The sequence below is a fragment of the Rhodoglobus galactosidasius genome (assembly GCF_054957775.1).
In genome coordinates, this window is record NZ_JBQIAV010000005.1 from 144406 (window position 1) to 167242 (window position 22837).

Sequence of the window (22837 nt, forward strand, 5' to 3'; positions counted from 1 at the left end):
CTGCCACCGGCCGTCCGCCGGCAGAGTGGCAAGCTGACTAGGCGGCAACGGGAAGTCTTGCAGACATCCACGACCGGATGTCGGTCATCGTTGCCACAGATGCGATCGATGAGTGGATCGATCCCCGCACCACGGGTGACGAGGGTTTGGCACAGGCGACGGTTTCCGCATCCGCAATTGTGAGCGAACAATTGCAGGCTGAACCGCAAATTCAACAGCAGACCTGCCTGCCCGGTGCTGCTGCAGGCGTGGTGTGACCTTAGGCTGGAGCAATGGCTCGACTCGGCAAAGCCCACACGCCCGCGAAGACAGCGGGAGAAATTCTGCACCGCGCGGCTCGCATCGAGGATTCCTTTCACAGTTGGAGGGAGCGTCGCGGTCGCAAACGCGGTCTCACTACGACGCTCATTCCGTACAGCAGCTATGGGGCTACCAACTGGGCCCGCGTGTTGTGCCGCGTTGTTCTCACTCGCGGAACAGAGGCATCAAAGAAGCGCGCAGAGAAAGTTCGTGGCTGGCGCAGCTTCTTCAGCATCCCGGTTAACGATGAAGTTGTCACCGTCACTATCGGTGGCAAAGAGGTGCAACTCACTCCGGGGCGCGGTGGCGTGATTGATGAACAGGTGGATGTCACACTTGCTCCAGGCTGGCAAACGGCCACTCTCGACTCGGCTGGTTCCGATGCCACTATCGCCCACATTTTTGTTGTTGACCCGAACGCGAGCTTCGGAATTATTTCTGACGTGGATGACACGGTGATGGTTACCGCGCTGCCTCGCCCACTGCTGGCGGCGTGGAACACTTTCGTGCTCGATGAGCACGCCAGACGCCCGGTAGCAGGCATGGCCGTGCTTTATGACCGGCTTGCGCGCGCTAATCCGATCGCGCCTGTTGTCTACCTCTCCACGGGAGCCTGGAACGTCGCGCCGACCCTCACGCGCTTCCTCAAGCGCAATCTGTACCCTCGCGGCGCAATGCTCCTCACTGATTGGGGTCCGACCCACGACCGTTGGTTCCGTAGCGGCGCCGAGCACAAGCGCGCCAGTCTTCGCAGGCTTGCCTCAGAATTCCCCGCCATCAAGTGGTTGTTAGTCGGCGACGACGGTCAACATGACGAAGAGATTTATGGCGAGTTTGCTGCAAGCCATCCCGACAACGTTGCCGCGGTAGCAATCCGGCAGCTGTCTACTGGTGAAGCTGTTCTGGCTGGTGGACGCAGCAAATCAGCAGAACGCGAACGCGGGTCTTCAATTCCCTGGCGTTTCGCACCCGATGGCGCGCGCTTAGCGGTTGAGCTGAGAGAGCTCGGACTCATCAACGATTGAGGGACCTTTTCACCGGCTGAGCGGACTTCTTCTCAACTAATCACGTATCGATTGTTAAATTTCGCGCACGATAGCCGGATGTGCAGGAAGCTGGCTCCCGACGCTGCAATGATTGTCTTATGGCGTTACCAATCGAAGACTATGCCCTTATTGGCGATTGTCAGACGGCTGCCCTTGTCGGCCGCGATGGAAGCATTGACTGGCTTTGCTTTCCGAGATTCGACTCCGCGTCGATGTTCGGAGCGTTGCTCGGCGATGAAGACCACGGTCGTTGGCTTGTTGCCCCCGTCGCGAGTCTCTATGAATCGGCGACAGTGACCGTCACTCGCAAGTATCGCGAGAACACGTTTATTCTCGTTACCACTTGGGTGACCGACGAGGGTGAAGTCGAAGTAATAGATTTCATGCCCTACGGAAACCGCCGTGCCGATGTTGTGCGCCGCATCCGCGGAGTTCGCGGAACTGTTGCAATGCACACAGAGCTGCTTATTCGTTTCGGATATGCCACCGCGCTGCCATGGTTGCATCAAGCACCTGACGCTGGTGGCCACGCCGTTATCGGCGTTGCCGGGCCAGACGCAATCGTTGCCCGCGGCATCGAGTTGCACTCGGCTGACCACAAGCACACTGCAAACTTCATGATCAGCGAAGGTGAAACTCGCGACCTGACCATGACCTGGTACCAGGCACATCGCAACCCACCCGCTGCAGTAAACGTCGACGACGTACTCGCCCGCACCAGCGAATGGTGGCACAACTGGGCTTCACACTGCGAACCGACCGAACAGTATCCAGAGATCGTCAAACGGTCACTCTTGGTGCTGCGCGCGCTTACTCATGAAGACACCGGCGGAATTGTTGCCGCCGCCACGACCAGCCTTCCCGAATGGTTCGGCGGTAGCCGCAACTGGGATTACCGCTACGTCTGGCTTCGCGATGCTGCACTCACTTTGCATGTGTTGCTCGATCACGGTTATGTCTCCGAGGCCGAAGCTTGGCGTCGCTGGTTGCTACGCGCCATCGCTGGAGATCCCGCGGATGTGCAGATCATGTATGGCCTCTCTGGCGAGCGTTGGCTCGAAGAGCGCGAGCTTGATTCGCTTCCGGGCTATGAAGGCGCAACCCCGGTTCGCATCGGCAACGGCGCGTTCAATCAGTTCCAGGGTGACGTGTTCGGCGAAGTCATGGTCGCACTTCAAGCAGCCCGTCGGTCCGGCGTGCACGAGAACGACTTCTCGTGGCCTCTTCAGCGCGCCCTGATGACCTTCGTGGAACATAACTGGAACCGCCCAGACAACGGCATCTGGGAGATCCGTGGCCCTGAGCGTCACTTCACCCACTCGCGCGTAATGCTGTGGGCTGCCATGGATTGTGCAATCACCGCCGTGGAAGAGTTTGGCCTTGAGGGTCCGGTCGAGAACTGGATCAAGATTCGCTCAGAGATCCATGACGAGATCGAGCGTGACGGATGGGACGCCGAACGCGGCACTTACACCCAGTACTACGGCGGAACCAGCGTCGACGCTTCACTGCTTCAGCTGCCACAGGTCGGCTACCTTGCCGCAGACGATCCCCGCATGCTCGGAACTATTGCCGCCATCGAGGAGGAACTTCTTGTCGATGGCCTCGTACTGCGATATCGCACAGAGTCAGGAGTGGATGGGCTTCCCGAGGGCGAAAACCCCTTCCTCGCGTGTTCGTTCTGGCTTGTTGAACAATATGCCGGCTCTGGACGAATTGAGGATGCGACCGTGCTCATGGATCGCCTCGTGAGTTTCGCTAACGATGTCGGGCTCATCAGCGAGGAGTACGACACGGTCAACGACCGCCAGGCAGGTAACACTCCGCAGGCACTCAGCCACCTCGCGCTCGTACGCGCAGCCGATGCGATCTCGAAAGTAAAGAGCCGAAATTGAAGCTAGTAACGACGCTCATAATTGCGCGTCGTTCACCGTTGCTGCAAGTGCTCAAGACGTCAGTCGCGGCGGTAATCGCATGGGTGGTCGCAGGCTTTGCGCTTCAGCAGCCGCTGCCCATCTTTGCGGCGATTGCTGCACTCTTGGTTGTTCAACCAAGCGTCACCCAGTCGATTGAGAAGGGTATAGAGCGCAGCATCGGTGTCGTTGCCGGTGTGGTTATTGCACTTGGTGCAGGCCAACTCTTTGGCGACCAGAGCTGGGTCATTCTGAGCGTCATCATCATCTCAGTGCTCGTTGCGTGGGCGTTGCGATTGAGCCCCGGCTCTGCCAACCAAATACCGATTAGCGCAATGCTTGTTCTCGCTTTGGGCGGACAAAACGCCGGCTATGCGGTTGAGCGAATAGTGGAAACCATTATTGGTGCTCTGATCGGGTTGATCGTCAACCTCGCGATCGTTGCTCCGGTCTTCGTCAGCCCGGCGCGCGTAGCGGTGGCTTCCCTTACCAAGAAGACGGCGGCTGTGCTCGAATCTTTAGCGCAATCGCTTAGCACTCCCCAGTCAGACGCAGAGCTTCGCAAGCTCCTTGATGACGCACGGATGCTCCGCGATTTGCGCGACGCTGCGTCCATGGCCCTTCGCCAAGGTGCCGATAGCCTCACACTTAACCCGCGAAGGAGCAAACATCATCGGATGCTGCACCGCGAGACAGAACTGTTCGCGATACTGACCGTGCTCGTCACCCGCACTCTCGGCATGGCTCGCGCCATCCATGATCGCTATGACACCAATCTCATGACAGACCCGGTCGTGATCTCGATTGCGCGCGAACTCGAACGCGCGGCACATGACCTGAGACTGCGTGGGCGGGCACCGGGCGAACGCGATTCTGCCCCGCCGACGAAGGATCTTCTCACGCTTACGGCACCACTCACGGTGCTTACTCCGCATCCACAGCACTGGATTCTGATCGGATCTCTGCTGGAAGACGCGCGCCGAGTACACGAGGTAATCGTCGGCGACTCGGATAACGGCTAGCTGACGCGGCAGCGGTCTAACGTGGTCACCCAGATAAAGCGATCGCCCCGCTATTGCGTGATGGCGGTGCACCGCTCGGAGCAGTGCACGAATCGCCCGGTCTCCCCCGAGAGAGTGCGACGAAGCGTCAAAAGTTTGAGGGCTGCGTCGTTGATCACCGATTCATCAAGTTGGCCATCGTCAACGGCCTGCGCCACCGCCGAAACTATGCCCGGGGCGTCGACCGCACCGACGTACAGCAGCATCGTGTTTCCGGCTTCGATCGCGCGCACTGCGTTGGCAATCTGGCTCGAATACTCCGGCACCCCCGACCGCTCTAGCATTCCCATATCGTCGGTAATGGCCACTCCATCGAAGCCGAGATCGTCACGCAGAATCTCGTGCCACCGGGTCGAAAACGTCGCCGGTTCGGGGTCGACCGCGGTGAAGGCAAGATGCCCGAACATCACGATCGGGGCGCCACCATCAATTCCTGCCTCAAAAGGCAGCGCATGGGTTGTGCTCCACTCGTTCAGCGTCATCGACGTAGTCGGGATGCTCGAGTGCGAGTCGCCGGGTGCCGCACCGTGACCCGGAAAGTGTTTGAGAGTGGAGAGAACTTGCGACTCGCCGGCGACCGCCTCGGTGACCCGTGCCGCGGCATCCGCCCCGGTTGAACCGAATGAGCGCTCGAAGATGAAACTGGATCGATCACTGGCAACGTCAGCGACGATGCCAAAGTTCACCGAAATGCCTACCGACTCCAACAGCGCACCTCGCTGAGCGAACGCATCGAAAGTGGCTTGCGGAGCTTGGGATCGCAACTGATATGCCGACGATGCGTTGTCAGTGGGTACGCGACTCACGATCCCGCCTTCTTGATCGGTGGCCACAAGCACCGGAAGCCCGGCTTCGTCGCTGAGCGCTGCCGTGTCAGCCCTCAGTTGAGCCAGCGAGCCGGGGATGTTGTCGCCCATCAAGATGTAACCGCCGACGCCGTCATACGTGCCGGGCGCACTACTGCCGGGTTGCGTGCCTGGCACATGCACCATGAGCATGCTCAGCACCTTTTGCCCGAGAGTCATGGTCGCAAGACGATCCCGCGCATACCGGGCGGCCGGATCGATCTCCGGGCGCTCAGCTCGCGGCGAGAATGTCGGCGCAGGAACAACCTGGGCATTCGCACCCGCACTGCAGCCGACAACTGCAACCGAGAGAGCAACAAGCATTGCGGCTGCTAGGGTTCGCCGCGCTCTAGCCATCCTGCGATGCTACCCGGCTCGGGAGTGTTAGCCCGCTATAGCCAAGTGAGGGAGGCAAACTCTTCGGCGCTTATTCCGAACTGTTCTGTTGCATGCGCGACCGTCGATCGCACTGCCGTCACCGGTGCGTCCTTGCGAACGAGAACATCGATTCCCGCGGGCGTTAGTCGCGAGCGGGCGAAGCGTATGACCACAATATCGAAGGCATCGTTTGCTCCGACGACCTGCCAACGACTCGTAAGAACCTTGAGCCAACCCTGACCGCGCCAGACGAACTCATCGCCGCGCAACCGGTCAGTTCCCACGATCGTCTTCGGTTCGCCACTGCTCGTGGTGTAACTCACCGTGTCGGCGAGCGTCAGCTCTTCGCCCTCGACAATGTCATAGGAAAATTCCGGGTCGTGGCGCGTGCCATCAAGCCACATCGGCAAATTGGTCGCCGCGACACTCCACGTGCCGGGCAGCCTGGCGGCAAGCACCGAGGCATCAAAAAAATCACTCACGAGATCAACATAAGTCACAACGGCTGGGAGTCCGCAATTTGGATGCCGTGGCGCGTTACTCTTGCCCCATGCTGCACGCACTTCTGCGGTCATCGCACCCAGGACCGACGGCTGCCGTTACGCTCATCGCCCTGGCTCTCTCCGTTGGAGTCAGCCTGGAGCTGTGGCGAACCACTGTCGTAACGCTCATGATTCTCGGCAACCAGCTTTCGATCGGCCTGTCGAACGACTGGCTGGATGCCACCCGCGATCGTCGAAACGGGCGACGAGATAAACCCATCGTGAGCGGGGAAATTTCCTCGGCAACCGTAGGTCGGGTAGCAATGTCTTTGGCTGCCGCCTCGGTTGCGCTTTCTCTGTTCCTAGGGCCGCTCGCAGCGGTCGCTCATGCGCTCTTTCTTGCCAGCGGCTGGCTGTACAACGTCGGTCTCAAGTCGACCACGGCATCCGTTATCCCGTACGTCATCGGCTTTGGCTCCCTCCCGGCGATCGTGACGCTGGCCGCCGACCCTCCGCAGCTTGCTCATGCCTGGGCACTGGCTGCCGGTGCGTTGCTGGGAATTGCTGCGCACTTCAGCAATGTCTTGCCCGACCTCGATGACGATAGCGCCACAGGAGTGCGCGGGCTCCCCCACCGGCTTGGCGCACGCCCTTCTGGATTCGTCATCGCAGTAAGTCTCACTGCCGCACCTCTCGCCATTGTTTTCGGCCCAGGAAACGAAGTATCCGCTGTCTCGTTCGTTGGCCTCAGCCTCACGATCGTTCTGGCCCTGACCAGTGTCGTGCTGGTTATTCGAAACACGATGAAGCGGATGCTCTTTCGCCTCACCATTGCGGCAGCGTTGATCAACGTGGCACTCTTGCTGCTCTCGTCTCCGCAGTTGAGCTAAAGAATCTTAAGCGAGTGGCGGGGCGACATCTGCTGGTTCGGGGTCAACATTGGCAGGGTTACGGATGCCCGCGAACGACACAATCGCTCCCGCAAAGAGCAGCGCCGCAGTAACGATGATGACGCGGTGGAAGTTGTCGGCGGTCAACGGCCCGACAACGATCACGCCAAGAAGCGCAACCGTGATGAGTCCAGCGATTCGGGACAGCGCATTGTTGACTGCCGACCCGACTCCTGCCTGTTGTGCGGCAATCGCTCCGAGAATCGCTGATGTGAGCGGTGCAACTGTCATCGACATCCCCATTGATAACAGCACCATGCCGGGCAAAACCTGAGCGAAGTAGTTGACGCTTTCTTGCATCGTAAGGAACGTCGCATAGCCGATACCAGCAAGCGTCGGGCCAAGCGTCATAAACAGTCGGGGGCCGTACTTTCCACTCAAGCGACCAAAATATGACGATAACAGGATGATGCCGATTGTTAGTGGCAAGAAAGTAAGTGCCGCTAGCGTAGCCGGGTAACCCGCGACCTCCTGGAGATACACCACAAGGATGAACCCGCCGAGGGCGAGCGCCCCATAGATGAAAATCGTGGCGATATTGCCCATGCTGAAGTTGCGCTGTTGAAACAATTCCAGAGGCAACATCGGTTGGGGCGCGCGCCGTTGCCACAGCACAAATGCGACCAAGCTGAGCAGTCCGACAGCTAAAGGCACGAAGACAGCAGGGCTGCCCCAGCCGTAGTTTCCCTGCTCGATAAGCGCAAAGACGGGGCCGCCGAGACCGACGATGCCCAAAACGGCGCCCAGATAATCGATGCGGGTGTCCTTCTTACGTTCGTCTCTGTGCCCGAGCACGACAAGCATCCACAAGGTCACTGCAATTGGCAGAACGTTGATCGCAAAGACGAGCCGCCAACTGAGTAGGTCAACGAAGACGCCGCCCAAGACTGGGCCAACGATGAACGCGGCGCTAGTCCACGCTGTCCACTGGCCAATGGCGCGAGCCTGAGCCGCACCTCTAAAGGTCGACATGATGAGAGCAAGTGAACTGGGAACCAGCAGCGCACCCGCAACGCCTTGGAAACCACGCAACACAATCACGAGCTCGGCGGTGGGAGCCACAGCAATGGCGAGCGAAATGACACCAAACGCGATTAGCCCGATCCGCAGAATGACGATGCGACCGAAGACGTCAGACAACGATCCGGCGAGCAAAATGAGTGAACCCAGTGTGATCAGATAGGCATCAACAACCCACTGTTGCGTGCTGAGACCACCGCCGAGCTCATCACGAATAGCGGGCAACGCAACGTTGATCACCGAGCCATCAAGAAACGCCACAAAGGACGCAAGGATAGCGATAATCAGAATGAGGCGTTGATCTCGGGTCACACAGCTATTCAACACCCGCGGTAGGGCAATGTATGCCCGCGCTGTTGCCTAATCGAGTCGATCGAAACCAGACACGCGCACAACCGCGACACCCTCAGCGGCAGATTCCACGAGATCAACCGACGCCGATATAGCCCAATCGTGGTTTCCCGCCGGATCAGCAATGATCTGCCGCACCTGCCACTGGCCAGGCATTTCGGTAATCGCAATCATCGCCGGGCCACGAGCATCCCCCGCTGTCGACAGGCTGTCGTGCTCCTCGAAGTAGCGGTCAAGCGCCTCGCCCCAGGCTTGCTCATCGAAACCGGCCGCGGCATCCAACTCGCCGAGAGCCACCGCGTCATCGCGAGCGGCTAGCTGCACCCGGCGAAACATTTCATTGCGCACAAGCACCCGGAACGCTCGAGCGTTCGTGACGACGGATGCCGGGGTCGGCGGCAACACCGGCTCGTTGCTAGTCGCGCTGTCGGCCCCGCTTGTCATGGCCTCCCACTCATCGATGAGGCTGGAGTCGACCTGGCGCACGAGTTCGCCAAGCCACTCGATGAGGTCGAGGAGTTCGTCCGTCTTGGCGTCATCCGGAATCGTTTGACGCGTTGCCCGGTAGGCGTCCGAAAGGTAGCGGAGCACCAGCCCCTCGCTGCGTGCGAGACCATAGAAGCCGACGAAGTCAGCAAAGGTCATGGCCCGCTCGTAGAGATCGCGCACAACACTCTTGGGGTTAAGCTCGAAGTCGCCAATCCACGGTTGGCTCGCGCTGTACATTTCGAAGGCGGCGCCAAGCAGCTCATCGAGCGGCTTCGGCCACGTGACCTCCTCGAGCAACTCCATGCGCTGGTCGTACTCGATGCCCTCCGACTTCATCGCGGCAACGGCCTCGCCACGCGCCATGAACTGCTGCTGCGAGAGAATCGGTCGAGGATTGTCGAGGGTCGATTCAAGAACCGAAGTCATATCGAGCGCGTAGTTGGGCGACTCCCGATCAAGCAAATCGAAGGATGCGACCGCAAAAGGCGATAAGGGCTGATTGAGCGCAAAGTTGGCCTGCAGGTCGACCGTGAGCCGGATCTCGATGCGTTCATCGAAGCTCTCGACTTCTTCGTCATCCACAATCACGGTGTCAGAAACTCGGTGTTCCTCGACGATTTCGGCCGTACGCAGAGTGCGGTAAATCGCGAGCGCCTGACGGGCCAGTTCGCGCTGGCTGTGTCGAGGCTCATGGTTGTCTTCGACCAGGTGCCGCACATTCGAGAAGACGTCTCCCCCGCGAGCGATCACGTTGAGGATCATGGCGTGGTTCATACGCATGTTGCTCGTGAGTAGCTCTGGTTCGGCGGCGATCATCCGCTCGAAGCTCGACTCGCTCCACGTCACGAAGCCTTCGGGAGCTTTCTTGCGCACAAGTTTGCGCAGCTTCTTGGGGTCATCGCCTGCTTTTGCCACCATCTTTGCGTTCTCAGACTCATGCTCCGGTGCTTGAGCAACCACGGTTCCTGCGGTATCGAAGCCTGCGCGGCCTGCACGGCCTGCGATCTGGTGGAACTCGCGCGCGGTGAGCTGGCGCATCCGCGTTCCGTCGTACTTGGTCAGTTGTGTCAGCAGCACCGTGCGAATGGGCACATTGATGCCCACGCCGAGAGTGTCGGTTCCGCAGATGACGCGCAGTAGGCCGCGCTGAGCCAGCTGCTCGACAAGTCGTCGGTACTTGGGCAGCATCCCCGCGTGGTGAACGCCGATTCCTGACCGGATGAGTCGCGACAGTGTCTTTCCGAACACCGTTGTAAACCTAAAGTCACCAATCGCCTCAGCGATCTTGTCGCGCTGCTCGCGAGTGACCACCTTGATGCTCGTCATCGCCTGGGCTCGCTCAAGCGCGGCGGCCTGTGAGAAATGCACGATGTAGATCGGTGCCTGCCCGGTCGACAACAAATCTTCCACCGTCTCGTGAATCGGTGTGATGGCCCACGAATAGTGCAGGGGAACTGGACGCTCGACGCCCGTGATCACACTCGTCTCACGGCCAGTGCGACGGCTCAGATCATCGGCCAACGGCTGCATGTCGCCGAGCGTCGCCGACATCAACACGAACTGCACGTGGGGAAGAATGAGCAGCGGCACCTGCCAGGCCCAGCCGCGGTCGGGGTCAGCATAGAAATGGAACTCGTCCATGACAACCTGGTCGACTCGGGCATCCGCCCCCTCACGCAGCGCTAGGTTTGCAAGAATCTCGGCCGTGCAACAGATAATGGGCGCATCGGCGTTCACCGAAGAATCGCCGGTGACCATGCCCACGTTCTCGGCACCAAAGATCTCGACAAGCGCAAAGAACTTCTCGCTCACGAGCGCTTTGATTGGCGCGGTGTAGAAGGTGCGCTGCCCTTGGGCAATGGCGATTGCGTGAGCAGCGATCGCCACCAGAGACTTGCCGGTTCCGGTCGGCGTCGACAAGATCACGTTCGCGCCCGAAACGAGTTCGATAACCGCTTCGTCTTGAGCCGGATACAAGCTCAGACCGCGATCGGATGCCCACCCCACGAATGCGTCATAGGTTGCGTCTGCGTCATAGGGCGTCGGAAGCGCATCCAGGAGTGAGGGCATTGTTCAACCGTAGCTGGGTGACAGGGTTGGCTGCGCCGAACTAGCTGAGTGCCAGCATGACCGAGGCAACGAGCGCGAACCCCATGCCCATAAGTTGTACCTTGCTGACGCGCTCGTGCAGCGTGAACCGAGCAAGCACGATTGTGGCAAGTGGGTAAAGGCTGACGAGCACCGAGACGACGGCCAGGCTTCCCATTTGGAGCGCGAAGAGAATGAATGCGTTTGAGGCACCGACGAGCACACCACCGGTTGCCGCAAGTAACCGTGCGCGGGCAACACTCACGACCGGGCCACCTTCGGGCTGATGATCGAACTGAGCAAGGAATCGTCTTAGTGGCGGACTCAGTCTGGTGAGTGCGAGCAAGATCAGCATTGCGCCGAGCCCCACAAGGATTTCAACGACCGCCGTTACAAGTCCCGCCGACGCTGGCGCTTGATCGAGCGCAATTAGTGCCGTGCCCAAGCTGATTCCCGAAACCAGACCGACCACAACGGTGCGGGGCCGCACTCGTACTGCGGCATCCGATCGAGTCACTGAGACCAGCAGCGCGCTGACGAGAGCGAGCACGATCGCTACCCAGGCCTGTAGCGGCAGCTGCTCCCCGGTGATCACGGCAAACGCAACCGGCACCACGGCACCAACGACAGCGATGAGGGGCGCAACCAGGCTCATGGGGCCGTCGGCAAGAGCCGCATAGAAGGCGAGCAGCCCAATGATTGCGCTCACCCCAGCAACCGCACCCCACACAATGGCACCGGCTTCCCACCGCACGACCACAAAGGGCATTGCCGCCAATAGGGCGAGAGTGGCGAAGACGTGGATGATCGTGGTGGCCGGAACAACGCGAAGTCGCCGAGTGCTCAGCCCGCCGAAAAAATCGGAGACACCATAAAATAGGGAGCCAGCAAGCGCGAGCACGACACTGACGATCATTGCTCAAGCTTAGAGCTACTGGGGTTGTTTGCGCTCCGTGACATGACCGCCGCGTCTCGACCTCGTCGGATCACAGCAGACCTGTGGTCGCGGGTAGAATCTGGTGTGCCCAATTCAAGCGAATCCCCCGTGCCCGGCCAGAGTGGCCTCGATCCGATGGAGCGTGAAACGACCCTCAAAGTTTTGGCTCAGATGGCCGGATTCGACGAGGAGCACCCCGACTTCGTCACCGTTCGACGCGCTACCGCTGCGATGTTCAAGGCGGTCAAGAAGGAACGCCGTCTCGAAAAGCGCGCCACGATTGCGGATGCTGATCGACAGGTAATTGCGGCGACCGCGACCGGTGCTGCCGATCGCATTGACGACGAGACTCGCGGCATCCCGATCTCGACGAACACGACCACGCCGTCTGCCGGCGAGCTGATCAAGGCTCGCCCCTGCTACATCTGCAAGCAGCCCTACACAACCGTTGATTCGTTCTACCACCAGCTCTGCCCCAGCTGCGCCGCCGTCAATCACGCCAAACGCGACGCGCGCACTGACCTCACCGGCAAGCGCGCGCTACTCACGGGTGGTCGCGCCAAGATCGGCATGTACATCGCGCTGCGCTTGCTGCGGGATGGCGCGCACACAACCATCACGACCCGCTTTCCTCGGGATGCCGTTCGTCGCTTCTCGAGCCTGCCCGATTCGGCAGACTGGTTGCACCGACTGCGCGTCGTCGGAATCGACCTCCGCGACCCCGCCCAGGTCATTGGGCTCGCTGAGTCGGTCGCCGCACAGGGCGCGCTCGACATCCTCATCAACAACGCCACTCAGACAGTGCGTCGCTCCCCCGGCGCCTACCAGCCACTCGTCGATGGCGAGCTTGCCCCGCTGCCCGACGGCCCGCTGCCCGAACTCGTGACGTTCGGCCACACCAATGACCCGCACCCGCAGGCGCTCGCGCAGTCAGTATCGGCACACCCCATTTTGGCTGCTGCCGCGACTCGGGCCGAAGAACTCACTGAGCAGGCGATGACCGCAGGCTCCAGCTCGCGTGAACGCCTCGCCGCGGGCACCGCAATCGACGCGGGCGGGCTCGTTCCCGACCTCGATTCGATCAACTCGTGGACCCAGCACGTCGATCAGGTTGATCCGCTCGAAATGCTCGAAGTTCAACTCGCCAACACGACGGCGCCATTCGTGTTGATCTCGATGCTGCGACCATCGATGGCTGCCTCGCAGTCTCGACGCAAATACATCGTGAACGTGTCGGCGATGGAGGGTGTGTTCGGTCGCGGCTACAAGGGCCCAGGGCATCCACACACCAACATGGCGAAGGCTGCCGTGAACATGCTGACCCGTACAAGCTCACGGGAAATGTTTGAGAGTGACGGCATTCTGATGACGAGTGTCGACACCGGTTGGATCACGGATGAGCGCCCGCACCCCACCAAGGTGCGGTTGGCAGAAGAGGGCTTTCATGCGCCGCTCGACCTCGTCGATGGTGCGGCCCGGGTCTATGACCCGATCGTGCGCGGCGAAGACGGCGAAGATCTCTTCGGCATCTTTCTCAAGGACTACGACAAGAGCTCATGGTGACCCCGGCCGAGTTTCTGAAGGCGACCACCAGCGGTACGCGGGTTGTTGTACGGCACCTCATCGACGATGGGCGAGCAACCGATGCACTCGGCTATTTTCACCTCGCCGATGCCACCCACTGCGTTGTTGCGACCAAACGAGGGCTCGAAACTATCGAGCTTGCGCGAGTGATCGCGGCCAAAGAGGTGCCGCCGCCACCCGCGCCGCGCCCTCGCACTACTTCTTCGGTGTAGCTTTCGCCCGAGTCGTCTTGGGCTTCGCCGGTGCGGTCTTCGGGGCAGCCTTCGCCTTCGGTGCCGTCTTCTTTGCTGGAGCTGCCTTGGCCGTAGTCTTCGCCGCAGCCTTCACCGCCACCTTCTTCGCTGCCGGCGCCGTCTTCGCCGGAACAACCGGACCTGGAGTGATCTTGCCCGGGTTGAAGTTGCCCTCGGGATCGGCGGCATCAAACAGCCCGCGCATGACCTTGACGCCCTCAGGTGAAATATCTTGTTCAAGCCAGGGCGAATGCTCAAGACCCACGCCGTGGTGGTGCGAGATGGTGCCGTCGTTGTCGACGAATGACTGCTGGATGGCGCGCTTGACGGTGTCGTACTCGCCAAGCGGGTCGTCACCGAAGGTGAAGGCGAACGTAAAGTAGAGGCATGCACCCGAGTGGTAAGAGTGGGACATGTGCGACATGATCCAGCCCTTGGTGCCGAGCGAATCGTAAGCCGCCTGGGCTGCCTTGTGTGCTGCGGAGTGAAGCTTCACTACCGATGACCACGGGGTCGCCGTCTCAGACACGTCTCCGGCGGCACCCATGTCGAGCAGGAAGTCGCGAAGGTAGGGGGTGTCAAACTTTTTCTGGTCGTAGAGGATGCCCGGGCCCTTGCCGACGCCCAGACCGCCGTGCTTGGTCACGATCTTGTCGACAATCTTCTTCTGGCGCTTCGCGTGAGCGACTCCTCCTTCGAAGCCGATAAATGACAGGCAGATCTCGTCGAGGTTCCAGCCCTTCGACGTCATGATCTTGGGCAGTGCCGTTTCCGCGGTGAACTTGCTGAGGCCCGAGCGGGTTTTGCTGGTCGCGAGAGAGAAGCCGGTCTCTTTGGCGTCAGAAATGCGGGTAATGGATGGCGTGGCATCCGACGCGGAAATCGCCTGCATTGCGGCGATGCCTGACTTCCAATTCGGGAAGAAGTAGGCGTAGACGTCGCGTTTTTTGGGAATGCGGTGCACCTGAACGGTGACCTCGGTGATGACGCCGAGACGCCCTTCGCTGCCCAGAATCATTTCGCGCACGCTTGGCCCGCTCGACGTGCTCGGCAATGGCCGAAGAACGAGCATCGCACCGGGTCGAACGACGCGAAGTCCACGAGTGATGTCGGCAATGTCGCCGTACTTATCTGACTGCATTCCGGAGGAACGCGTCGCTACCCAACCGCCAACGGTCGAGTGAGTAAAGCTGTCGGGAAAGTGCCCGATTGTCCAGCCACGAGCATTGAGCTGCTTTTCGAGGTCGGGCCCCTGGGCGCCCGCCTGAATTCGTGCAAGGCCTGCATCGGCATCGATTGCCACGACCTTGCGCAACCGTCCGAGGTCGAGTGAAATCACGACGCGCTTCTCTGCAGGCATTGGTTCTAGGCTGCCCGCGATATTGCTGCCGCCGCCAAAGGGAATGATTACGGCATTGGCTGCGACCGCGGCATCCACAATCGCTTGCACTTCAGCCTCATCGGCGGGGTAAACGACCACGTCGGGGCTGCGCTCGATTGCGTTACTGCGGATACGCACGAGATCGCGCAGACTCTTGCCATAGGTGTGGATGACGCGCACCATGTCATCGCGCGTGACATTATCGGCACCAACGATCGCGGCAAGCTGCTTAGTGAATGCGGCAGTCGCTTTGCTCTTGGGAACATCGAGCTCGTCGAACGACGGCTCTCCTGCGCGAGTCGCTGAACCGAGATCGAGACCTACTGCGTACTCCACAAAGGGCGCAAAACCGGGCTTGTCTTCATGGTGAAATCCCACCCCTTCATTGCCCCAACCCCACCACTTCATGTGTTTGACAGAGGTCATTTCGTTCCCTTCGGGGTAGCGCTTGGCATGGGTTGAACCGTTTCGTGCAGTTGACGCACGGTGTCAGCGAGTCGGGCAGAGAAAGCTTCGGATGTCTCAGAGTCGATGCGATGCATCAATTCGCCAAACACTACCGTGACCGGCGGTCGGCCCCGCTTCGGCCAACTTTTGCCACGAGGCATCGCCGCGGATGCGCCAACGAGCGCAATCGGCAGGCACGGCGCGGAGGTGACGATAGAGAGCGCTGCGGCTCCCGGTTTGAATCGAGTGAGCACACCCTCGCGCGTTCGGCCGCCCTCCGGGAATATGAGGATCGGAATACCACGCCCGAGAAGTGAGCGGGATGACCCCGCACGTTTGCGCTCCGAACTACGTTCTATCGCAAAGGCGTTGAAAAACAGCGTTGTGAGCCACTTTCGCCACCACACCTCAAAGAAGTAGTCGGCGGCCGCGCCAGCGGCTAGATACCGCGCTCGTTTTCGGGGTAGCGCCCCAATGATCAGCGGTGCATCCAAGTGACTGGAGTGATTCGCGACCGCGATGAAGGGGCCGTCGTGGCCTTCGATGTTCTCGACTCCGGTGATTTCGACGCGCACGAGTGACCACACCAGTGGTTTGAGCAGTCCGCGTTGCGCCACGAATCTCGCGCCCGCCATCGTTGGCGAGCTGAATCGATCAAAAGTCCGGGTCATGTCGTCGTCGTATCTTTCACACCATGAGGTTCGGAGCCCTCGTCACTTCGGCTTGAAGAAATCTTCGCAGAAATCCAACGAATTGTGCGCAAAGGCACATGTCGAGCAAACCATCCGATGACTCGGTACCGAACAGTAGGTATGGAAACGACTTTGCCCCGTGCCGCATCGCGCAGCGCACCTCTCACGAGAGTCGACGCGTCAATCCACATGAATGAAGGAATAGAGCCCGTGCGGATGCCCGCCCGCTCGTGGAATTCGGTGACAACCCAGCCCGGCATAAGCGCCGTCACGGTGACTCCCGTATTGCGCAGTTCGACTGATAGTCCCTGGCTGTATGAGGCGACCCACGCTTTGATCGCCGAGTACGAGCCCATGGTAACGAGCCCAGCGATGCTCGAGACGTTGATGATTGAGCCACTGCCACGTTGCCGCATGGCTCGGCCTGCCGCACCCGCAAGAATCAGAACGGCGCGACACATGACATCGAAGGCATGTTCGTGGATGCTCGCAACATCCGCTCCGGTTAACGTGGCATGTACGCCGAAGCCGGCGTTGTTGACAAACAAATCAATGGGGCGATCGGCGTCGGTGAGGCGAGTTGCAACACGCATTACATCGCCTCGATCGGCAAGGTCTGCACTGATGGTTTCTACGGCGATTCCGAATTTGGCCTGCAAGCTCGCTGCGGTCTCGCCCAGCCGAGTTTCATTGCGCGCGACCAAGACAAGGTCGGTGCCGCTTTCGGCGAGTTGCCGCGCAAACTCGGCGCCAATTCCTGATGTGCCACCGGTGATAAGCGCTCTTGCCATGGCGCCAAGACTACGGCACAGCCCCAGTAACGATTGTGTTTATGTGATCGACTCGCAACTAGAATTGGTGAAAGTCACGATGCCCATTTTGTCTCGAGCAAAGGAAAAAGATGCCTAAGAATCTTGAGGTTGCTCTCGACGACATGTCTACTCCGGCGCCCGACTTCAATGTTCGGGAATATGCCAATGAGGCTCAAGCGAGCTACCGCGACGACCTCAACCTTGAGGCCTACATTCAGGCTCCACTCACGCCAGACACTCTCCGTGCTCTTCGCTACCTTCAGGTCGTCGAACGCGGCACAATGACTCACTTGCGCAGTGTGCTCGTTACTGCCACCCATAAGGACTCTCGCGCTACTGCCTTCCTTATTACGTGGGCGTTTGAAAAGTACTGGATCGCCGATGCTCTCGACCAGATCATTCGCGCACACGATGGTGCGGATGCCGATCGCGCTCCCTTCCGCACTCCGGTTGAGCGCACCATCCGAGAGTCGATCGTGGCCAACATCGTTGGTCTTCCCATGATCGCGGTGCACATGACGTTGGGCACTGTTGATGAGTGGGTCATGCAGGCTGCCTATCGTCGCCTCATCGAACTCGACCCGAACCCTCAGCTCACAGACACCATCTCCCGCATCCTGTCGACAAAGACGCGTCAGCTCGAGTTCTTTGAGGCCCAGTCTCGTCACCGACTTTCTGAATCAACGCGGGCCCAGAAGGTCACCCGCAAACGGCTCGCTAAAACTCCGTGGCCGATCGGTGCCCGCGCGGAACCCCGCACGAACACCGACTTCTTCTTTGATTACCTATTTCGTAGTAAGCCAGAGACCATTCGCACCATTGATGCACTAGTCGATTCCCTCGATGGTCAAGCCAACCTCAACCTCATGACAAGGGCAGCCGACGTATGACGACCATAAAAGCCCTCACGACAGAGCATGTCTTTCTGACGGGAGCCACCGGGTTCGTCGGTCAGGCAATCCTCGAGCGTTTGTTGTCTAGCCACCCCGGCACACGAATCTCGATTCTGGTGCGAGAAAAAGGCTCAACCAGCGGTAAAGGACGACTCACCAACCTCATGCGTAAGCCGGTCTTCGCGCAGTGGCTGGAGTCCATCGGCAAGGAGAAAGCCCTCGAAGAGGTCGCTCGTCGCGTCACCGTAGTTGACGGCAGCCTTACGGATGTCGGCACGCTTCCCGATGACATTGACGTTGTCATCCATGGTGCGTCTACGGTCTCGTTTGATCCGCCTATCGATGAAGCTTTCGACACCAATGTTGGCGGAGCAACGGGTATCTATACCGCACTGTTGGAGAGCAAGTCTCGACCGCACGTTGTGCACATTTCTACCGCCTATGTCGGCGGGCTTCGCAAGGGAATCGTGCCAGAAGCATCGCTGGTGCACGACGTCGATTGGCGCGCGGAGTATGAGGCCGCTCGCACGGCCCGCACTCGCGTTGAGTTCGAGTCCCGCCAGCCGGAGGCACTTCGCGCACAGCTCACGGCAGCGAAGGCTCGCCACGGCAAGGCCGGCCCGCAGGCTGTAGCTCAGTTTACTGAGGCGGCGCGCGCTGAGTGGGTGCACGATCGACTTGTTGACTACGGCCGGATGCGCGCTGAGAGCCTCGGGTGGACCGACGTTTACACACTCACCAAAGCGTTCGCCGAGCGAGTTGCCGAGGAGCTGTGGGCTCAGGCCGGGCATCGTCTCTCGGTGGTTCGCCCCTCGATTATCGAGAGCGCGCTGCATCACCCATTCCCGGGCTGGATCGACGGCTTCAAGGTCGCCGACCCGCTGATCCTTGCCTACGGCCGCGGCCAGCTGCCTGACTTCCCGGGCCTGCCCGACTCGATCCTTGATGTCATCCCGGTCGACTTTGTCGTGAATGCTGCTTTGGCTGCTGCCGCGACGAAGGCCGATCCGAAGGCACCCAAGTACTACCACGTGAGCTCTGGGGCAAGCAATCCGCTGCCCTTCCACCGTATGTACGAGAACGTCAACGCCTACTTCACGGCAAACCCGCTGCCCGCCGAAGATGGCGAGATTAGCGTTCCGTTGTGGCGATTCCCTGGTGGCCAGCGTGTCGAAAAAGCGCTTGTAAAGCGCGAGCGCCAGGCGGCACGTGCCGAGCGGATGATCACCAAGATGCCAACCACGCCTCGTACGCGCCGCTGGCTCGATGACGTCAAGAGTGGCCAGCATCAGCTTGAGGTTTTGCGCGCATTCACTAACCTCTACCGCGCGTATGTGCAGACTGAAATCATCTTCGACGACGCCAACACTCGCGAGCTGTTGGCATCGCTGCCGAAGAAGACTCCTCAGAGTGCCCGTTTTGATGTCACCGAAATCAACTGGGAAAACTACTTTCAGCAGGTGCACTTCCCCGCCATCACGACGCTCACTCGGGCGTTCGCGAACCGGCCAGCGGCGAAGGCTCGCACCGCGAAGAAGCTCCCCGAGCGCAGCGATGTTGTCGCGGTGTTCGACCTTGAGGGCACCGTTGTCGACTCGAATCTCGTGAAACAATATTTGCTGCTCTGGGGCGGAACTGTTCCCCGCGCCAGGGTTGTGCACGATCTAGCCAACTTCACTTTCTCGTTGCGCAAGTACTTGCGTGCTGAGCGTCGTGACCGTGGCGAGTTCATCCGCACTTTCATGCGTCGCTATGAGGGGTTCAAGATTGTCGAGATTGAGCGGATGGTGCGCGGCAGCTTTGGTCGGGCCATGATGCGTCGAGTGATGCCGGATGCGCTGCGGCGCGTTCAGGAGCACCGCGACGCTGGCCACCGCACGATCTTGGTTACTGGCACGATCGATCTCATGGTGACGCCGTTCCTCCCCTACTTCGACGAGGTAGTTGCTGGGCGCATGCACGAGCGCGACGGCGTGCTCACGGGCTTCCTCGCTGACCCGCCGCTAGTGGATGAGGCGCGCGCAGCCTGGTTGCGTCACTACGCGGATCTGCATGGTTTCACTCTGACCCAGTCGTATGGCTACGGCGACAGTCACGCCGACCTGATGTGGCTGCAGCTCGTTGGGCATCCCAGCGCAGTGAACCCCGATGTGAACTTGTATAAGCACGCTCAAGAAAAGCGGTGGAACGTGCTCGATTGGAAGCGTCGCTCTCCTTATACCCCCATCCCGAGACCTCGCGCCGCAACATCTGCGCAACAGGAAGGAGAGGAACAGGACTCGATGCTGTCGAGCTAGTTCCCACACCTCATGGCATTTGATATTGATCGCTATACGTCCACCTCAAAGAAGGTTCAGTGGGGTGACCTCGACTTCACCGAGTTTGAGCGCAACCCGCTGCCCGATTCGACTCTGCGCAGCCTTCGCTACATGGCAGACGTCGAGTACCACACGGTCTGCTACTTGCGGGATCTGCTCGTAACGCCCTCCCACAAAGAGGTCGACGTGAGCGCGTTCATGACGATGTGGAACCGTGAAGAGTTCTGGCACGGCGAAGCCCTCTCTAAGGTGCTCGGCGCGCACAAAGTGACGCTCGACTACGACGAGCTCAAAGCCACCCGATTGAAGCTCGGCTGGAAGGATCGTCTCGACCCGATCAAACAGTCGGTTCTCGGCAACGTGATCGGCAAAGACTTCATCGCCGTGCACATGATTTGGGGCGCCGCGAATGAATGGTCGGCCGTTGCTGCCTACAACCGTCTCGCGGACATGGAGAAGCATCCGGTGCTCTCAGAATTGCTTCGCCGCATCGCCAAGCAAGAAGCGCGCCATGTTGCGTTCTATGCCACTCAGGCTCGTGAGCGTTTAGCTAAGAGCAAGAAGGCACAGGTGCTTGCCCGTCTCGCGTTGAAGGGCGCGTGGGGTCCCGTTGGTTCGAGCATCATGCCCGCTGAAGAGGTCTCTCACGTCATGGGGCATCTCTTCTCTGGTGAGGAGGGTTTGCGCGAGATCCGCAAGCTCGATGAGCACATTTCTCGCATGCCAGGGCTCGAGGGCCTCACTATTGTCGAGACCTCTATGAAAAAGTATGGAGTTGCTGCCTAAGAGGCGTAGGCTTCTCGCTGGACTATTGGCCACAACATGTATTGGTAAGTTGGAGACGTGGGCGTAAGAATCGAACGAATTGATCTTCCTGGGCTTGGTGTTCGCAATGATGTGATCACTGATTCTGGATGCCGTGTCAGCGTGGTTTCGCTGCGTTCTGGTGAACGCGATCTCGCATTCTTCAATGCGGATGACCCGGACTCAAACACCGCCTCAATTTCGCTGAGCGATGACGAGGCTGCCGCTCTTGCCGAAGTTCTGGGTTCTTCGCTGACGATGAGCCGGTTATCAGTGCTCGGCGAGAAGGCTGAAGGGCTCTACACCGAAGAGATCTCTCTTCCCAGTGGTTCCGGCTTCATCGGACGCCCCATGGGTGACATGAAGGCGCGCACACTCACGAGCGCGTCAATCGTCGCGATCGCGCGCGGCAACGACGTTGTTCCGTCTCCTGGTCCCGAGATCAAGTTTGAGTCTGGCGACGTTATTGTCGCTGTGGGCACCCGCAAGGGTCTCGACGCACTCGGCAAGCTCATCAACCGCGGCCCCAGCTAGGGCTCGCGTATGCATGAGACGACGCAGCTGCTCATTGAGGTTGGCGCTCTCTTGCTTGTTCTCAGCTTGCTCGGCAGAGTTGCCGCTCGCTTTGGTTTTTCGGCGATCCCTCTTTACCTGCTTGCCGGTCTTGCGGTGGGTGAGGGCGGCTTGCTGCCGTTTCAAGCCTCCGAAGAGTTCTTCGAGGTTGGTTCGCAAATTGGCGTGATTCTGCTGCTTGCGATGCTCGGGCTCGAGTATTCGGCTGAGGAGCTCGTCTCGAACCTGAAAACGTCCAAGGTTTCAGGAATCCTTGATGGCGTTTTCAATGCGCTGCCCGGTGCTCTCTTCGCCATTCTGCTGGGCTGGGAACCCACAGCAGTCGTCGCACTCGCTGGTGTGACCTGGGTGTCATCGTCTGGCGTAATCGCCAAAGTCGTTCGTGACCTGGGCCGCCTCGGTAACCGTGAAACACCTACCGTACTCTCCATCATCGTGATGGAGGACCTCGCTATGGCGTTCTATCTGCCCGTGCTTTCCGCACTCGTCATCGGTGCAGGGCTTCTGCAGGGCGCATTCACTGTGGCAATCGCTGTCGCGGTTGTCTTGCTCATTCTCTATGTCGCACTGCGTCACGGCCGTGTCCTTTCGCAGCTGCTTCCCGACAAGAACGCCGAGGCACTACTGCTTGGCGTGGTCGGGCTAACGATGCTCGTTGCTGGCTTAGCAGAGCGTGTGAGCGTTTCTGCGGCGGTCGGAGCCTTCTTAGTGGGCATCGCGATCTCTGGGCCGGTCGCTCACCAGTCCGCTCAGCTCATCACGCCCCTGCGCGACCTGTTCGCTGCAGTCTTCTTCGTCTTCTTCGGGATCTCGACAGCGCCGGCAGACATCATTCCTGTGCTGCTTCCCGCCTTCGCTCTCGCTGTCGTCACTATCGCCACAAAGACGCTCTCGGGATATTTGGCTGCCAAGCGTGCAGGAATTGCGCCGGCCGGCCGGTGGCGGGCTGGTTTAGTGCTCACTCCACGAGGTGAGTTCTCGATCGTCATTGCGGGCCTAGCGGTCGGTGCCGGCATCGAGCCCATGCTTGCGCCGTTGGCGACTGCCTACGTACTCATAACAATCATCTCCGGGCCAATTCTGGCGCGCATCCCCGACTCCAAGTGGTTCAAGGCACGTGTGCGCAAAACCACAGGGCTAAACCCGCCTACAGCTCCGGTTGCTACCGTTTAGCAGTCGCTCTCAGCATCTGCAACATTTACCTGTTCGGCGCCGCGAACGCGGCAAGAGAAAGAACGCA

Annotated in this window: 19 protein-coding genes and 1 pseudogene; 12 read left to right on the forward strand and 8 right to left on the reverse strand. The window is 59.9% G+C overall.

What is annotated here, in order from left to right; translation table 11 throughout:
- Positions 1-56: 56 nt before the first annotated feature.
- The 4 genes and pseudogenes from ACTJJW_RS08410 to ACTJJW_RS08425 form a co-directional block, all read left to right on the forward strand.
- Positions 57-257 (forward strand): annotated as a pseudogene (locus tag ACTJJW_RS08410) (hypothetical protein); the annotation flags it as partial.
- Between the two features lie 15 nt (positions 258-272).
- Positions 273-1325, forward strand: coding sequence for an App1 family protein (locus tag ACTJJW_RS08415; RefSeq protein WP_462643739.1), 1053 nt, complete (start codon positions 273-275; stop codon positions 1323-1325).
- A gap of 119 nt (positions 1326-1444) precedes the next feature.
- Positions 1445-3241, forward strand: a complete 1797-nt coding sequence (locus ACTJJW_RS08420; RefSeq protein ID WP_462643741.1) for a glycoside hydrolase family 15 protein — start codon at positions 1445-1447, stop codon at positions 3239-3241.
- The gene (locus tag ACTJJW_RS08425) at positions 3238-4281 is read left to right on the forward strand and encodes an FUSC family protein (RefSeq protein ID WP_462643743.1); all 1044 of its coding nucleotides are present in this window, start codon (positions 3238-3240) and stop codon (positions 4279-4281) included. Before ACTJJW_RS08420 ends, ACTJJW_RS08425 begins: the two co-directional genes overlap by 4 nt.
- A 50-nt stretch (positions 4282-4331) precedes the next feature.
- Here ACTJJW_RS08425 and ACTJJW_RS08430 read toward each other — a convergent pair whose 3' ends face one another.
- Positions 4332-5522 (reverse strand): glycoside hydrolase family 3 N-terminal domain-containing protein, encoded by a 1191-nt coding sequence (locus ACTJJW_RS08430; RefSeq protein ID WP_462643745.1) that lies wholly within the window; start codon positions 5520-5522, stop codon positions 4332-4334.
- A 35-nt stretch (positions 5523-5557) separates the two neighbouring features.
- Positions 5558-6025 carry a hypothetical protein gene (locus ACTJJW_RS08435; protein WP_462643747.1) on the reverse strand — a complete coding sequence of 156 codons (468 nt, stop codon included), beginning with the start codon at positions 6023-6025 and terminating at the stop codon, positions 5558-5560.
- Positions 6026-6093: 68 nt separating this feature from the next.
- On the opposite strand from ACTJJW_RS08435, the gene ACTJJW_RS08440 reads away from it, so the two are divergent.
- A complete protein-coding gene (locus ACTJJW_RS08440; protein ID WP_462643749.1) occupies positions 6094-6915 on the forward strand; it encodes a UbiA family prenyltransferase in 822 nt (273 codons plus the stop codon).
- A 6-nt stretch (positions 6916-6921) separates the two neighbouring features.
- Here ACTJJW_RS08440 and ACTJJW_RS08445 read toward each other — a convergent pair whose 3' ends face one another.
- The 3 genes from ACTJJW_RS08445 to ACTJJW_RS08455 are packed head-to-tail and all read right to left on the reverse strand — an operon-like array spanning position 6922 to position 11839.
- Complete coding sequence (locus ACTJJW_RS08445) at positions 6922-8307, reverse strand: MFS transporter (protein WP_462643751.1); 1386 nt, start codon at positions 8305-8307, stop codon at positions 6922-6924.
- A gap of 48 nt (positions 8308-8355) precedes the next feature.
- On the reverse strand, positions 8356-10905 hold the full coding sequence (locus ACTJJW_RS08450; RefSeq protein ID WP_462643753.1) for a DEAD/DEAH box helicase: 2550 nt from the start codon (positions 10903-10905) through the stop codon (positions 8356-8358).
- Positions 10906-10945: 40 nt separating this feature from the next.
- Positions 10946-11839: an EamA family transporter gene (locus tag ACTJJW_RS08455; protein ID WP_462643755.1), complete on the reverse strand. Its 894-nt coding sequence runs from the start codon at positions 11837-11839 to the stop codon at positions 10946-10948.
- A 156-nt stretch (positions 11840-11995) separates the two neighbouring features.
- Between ACTJJW_RS08455 and ACTJJW_RS08460 the strand changes: the two genes are divergently transcribed.
- Positions 11996-13423 (forward strand): SDR family NAD(P)-dependent oxidoreductase, encoded by a 1428-nt coding sequence (locus ACTJJW_RS08460; protein ID WP_462643872.1) that lies wholly within the window; start codon positions 11996-11998, stop codon positions 13421-13423.
- Positions 13417-13656 (forward strand): hypothetical protein, encoded by a 240-nt coding sequence (locus ACTJJW_RS08465; RefSeq protein ID WP_462643757.1) that lies wholly within the window; start codon positions 13417-13419, stop codon positions 13654-13656. The genes ACTJJW_RS08460 and ACTJJW_RS08465 overlap by 7 nt, the downstream gene beginning before the upstream one ends.
- Here ACTJJW_RS08465 and ACTJJW_RS08470 read toward each other — a convergent pair.
- Genes ACTJJW_RS08470 through ACTJJW_RS08480 form a run of 3 tightly spaced genes read right to left on the reverse strand, consistent with a single transcriptional unit; the run spans position 13640 to position 16988 of the window.
- Positions 13640-15484 carry an FAD-binding oxidoreductase gene (locus tag ACTJJW_RS08470; protein ID WP_462643759.1) on the reverse strand — a complete coding sequence of 615 codons (1845 nt, stop codon included), beginning with the start codon at positions 15482-15484 and terminating at the stop codon, positions 13640-13642. The genes ACTJJW_RS08465 and ACTJJW_RS08470 overlap by 17 nt on opposite strands.
- On the reverse strand, positions 15481-16176 hold the full coding sequence (locus tag ACTJJW_RS08475) for a lysophospholipid acyltransferase family protein (RefSeq protein ID WP_462643760.1): 696 nt from the start codon (positions 16174-16176) through the stop codon (positions 15481-15483). The genes ACTJJW_RS08470 and ACTJJW_RS08475 overlap by 4 nt, the downstream gene beginning before the upstream one ends.
- The gene (locus ACTJJW_RS08480) at positions 16173-16988 is read right to left on the reverse strand and encodes an SDR family NAD(P)-dependent oxidoreductase (RefSeq protein ID WP_462643762.1); all 816 of its coding nucleotides are present in this window, start codon (positions 16986-16988) and stop codon (positions 16173-16175) included. Before ACTJJW_RS08480 ends, ACTJJW_RS08475 begins: the two co-directional genes overlap by 4 nt.
- 110 nt (positions 16989-17098) lie before the next feature.
- Between ACTJJW_RS08480 and ACTJJW_RS08485 the strand changes: the two genes are divergently transcribed.
- From ACTJJW_RS08485 to ACTJJW_RS08505, 5 genes are read left to right on the forward strand one after another with little or no spacing between them, the layout of a single operon-like run.
- Complete coding sequence (locus tag ACTJJW_RS08485; protein ID WP_462643763.1) at positions 17099-17899, forward strand: hypothetical protein; 801 nt, start codon at positions 17099-17101, stop codon at positions 17897-17899.
- Positions 17896-20199 (forward strand): SDR family oxidoreductase, encoded by a 2304-nt coding sequence (locus tag ACTJJW_RS08490; protein ID WP_462643765.1) that lies wholly within the window; start codon positions 17896-17898, stop codon positions 20197-20199. Before ACTJJW_RS08485 ends, ACTJJW_RS08490 begins: the two co-directional genes overlap by 4 nt.
- Before the next feature lie 12 nt (positions 20200-20211).
- The gene (locus ACTJJW_RS08495) at positions 20212-21006 is read left to right on the forward strand and encodes a ferritin family protein (protein ID WP_343922095.1); all 795 of its coding nucleotides are present in this window, start codon (positions 20212-20214) and stop codon (positions 21004-21006) included.
- 57 nt (positions 21007-21063) lie between these two features.
- Positions 21064-21558, forward strand: coding sequence for a cation:proton antiporter regulatory subunit (locus tag ACTJJW_RS08500; protein ID WP_462643767.1), 495 nt, complete (start codon positions 21064-21066; stop codon positions 21556-21558).
- A 9-nt stretch (positions 21559-21567) separates the two neighbouring features.
- On the forward strand, positions 21568-22770 hold the full coding sequence (locus tag ACTJJW_RS08505; RefSeq protein ID WP_462643769.1) for a cation:proton antiporter: 1203 nt from the start codon (positions 21568-21570) through the stop codon (positions 22768-22770).
- Positions 22771-22837: the final 67 nt, after the last annotated feature.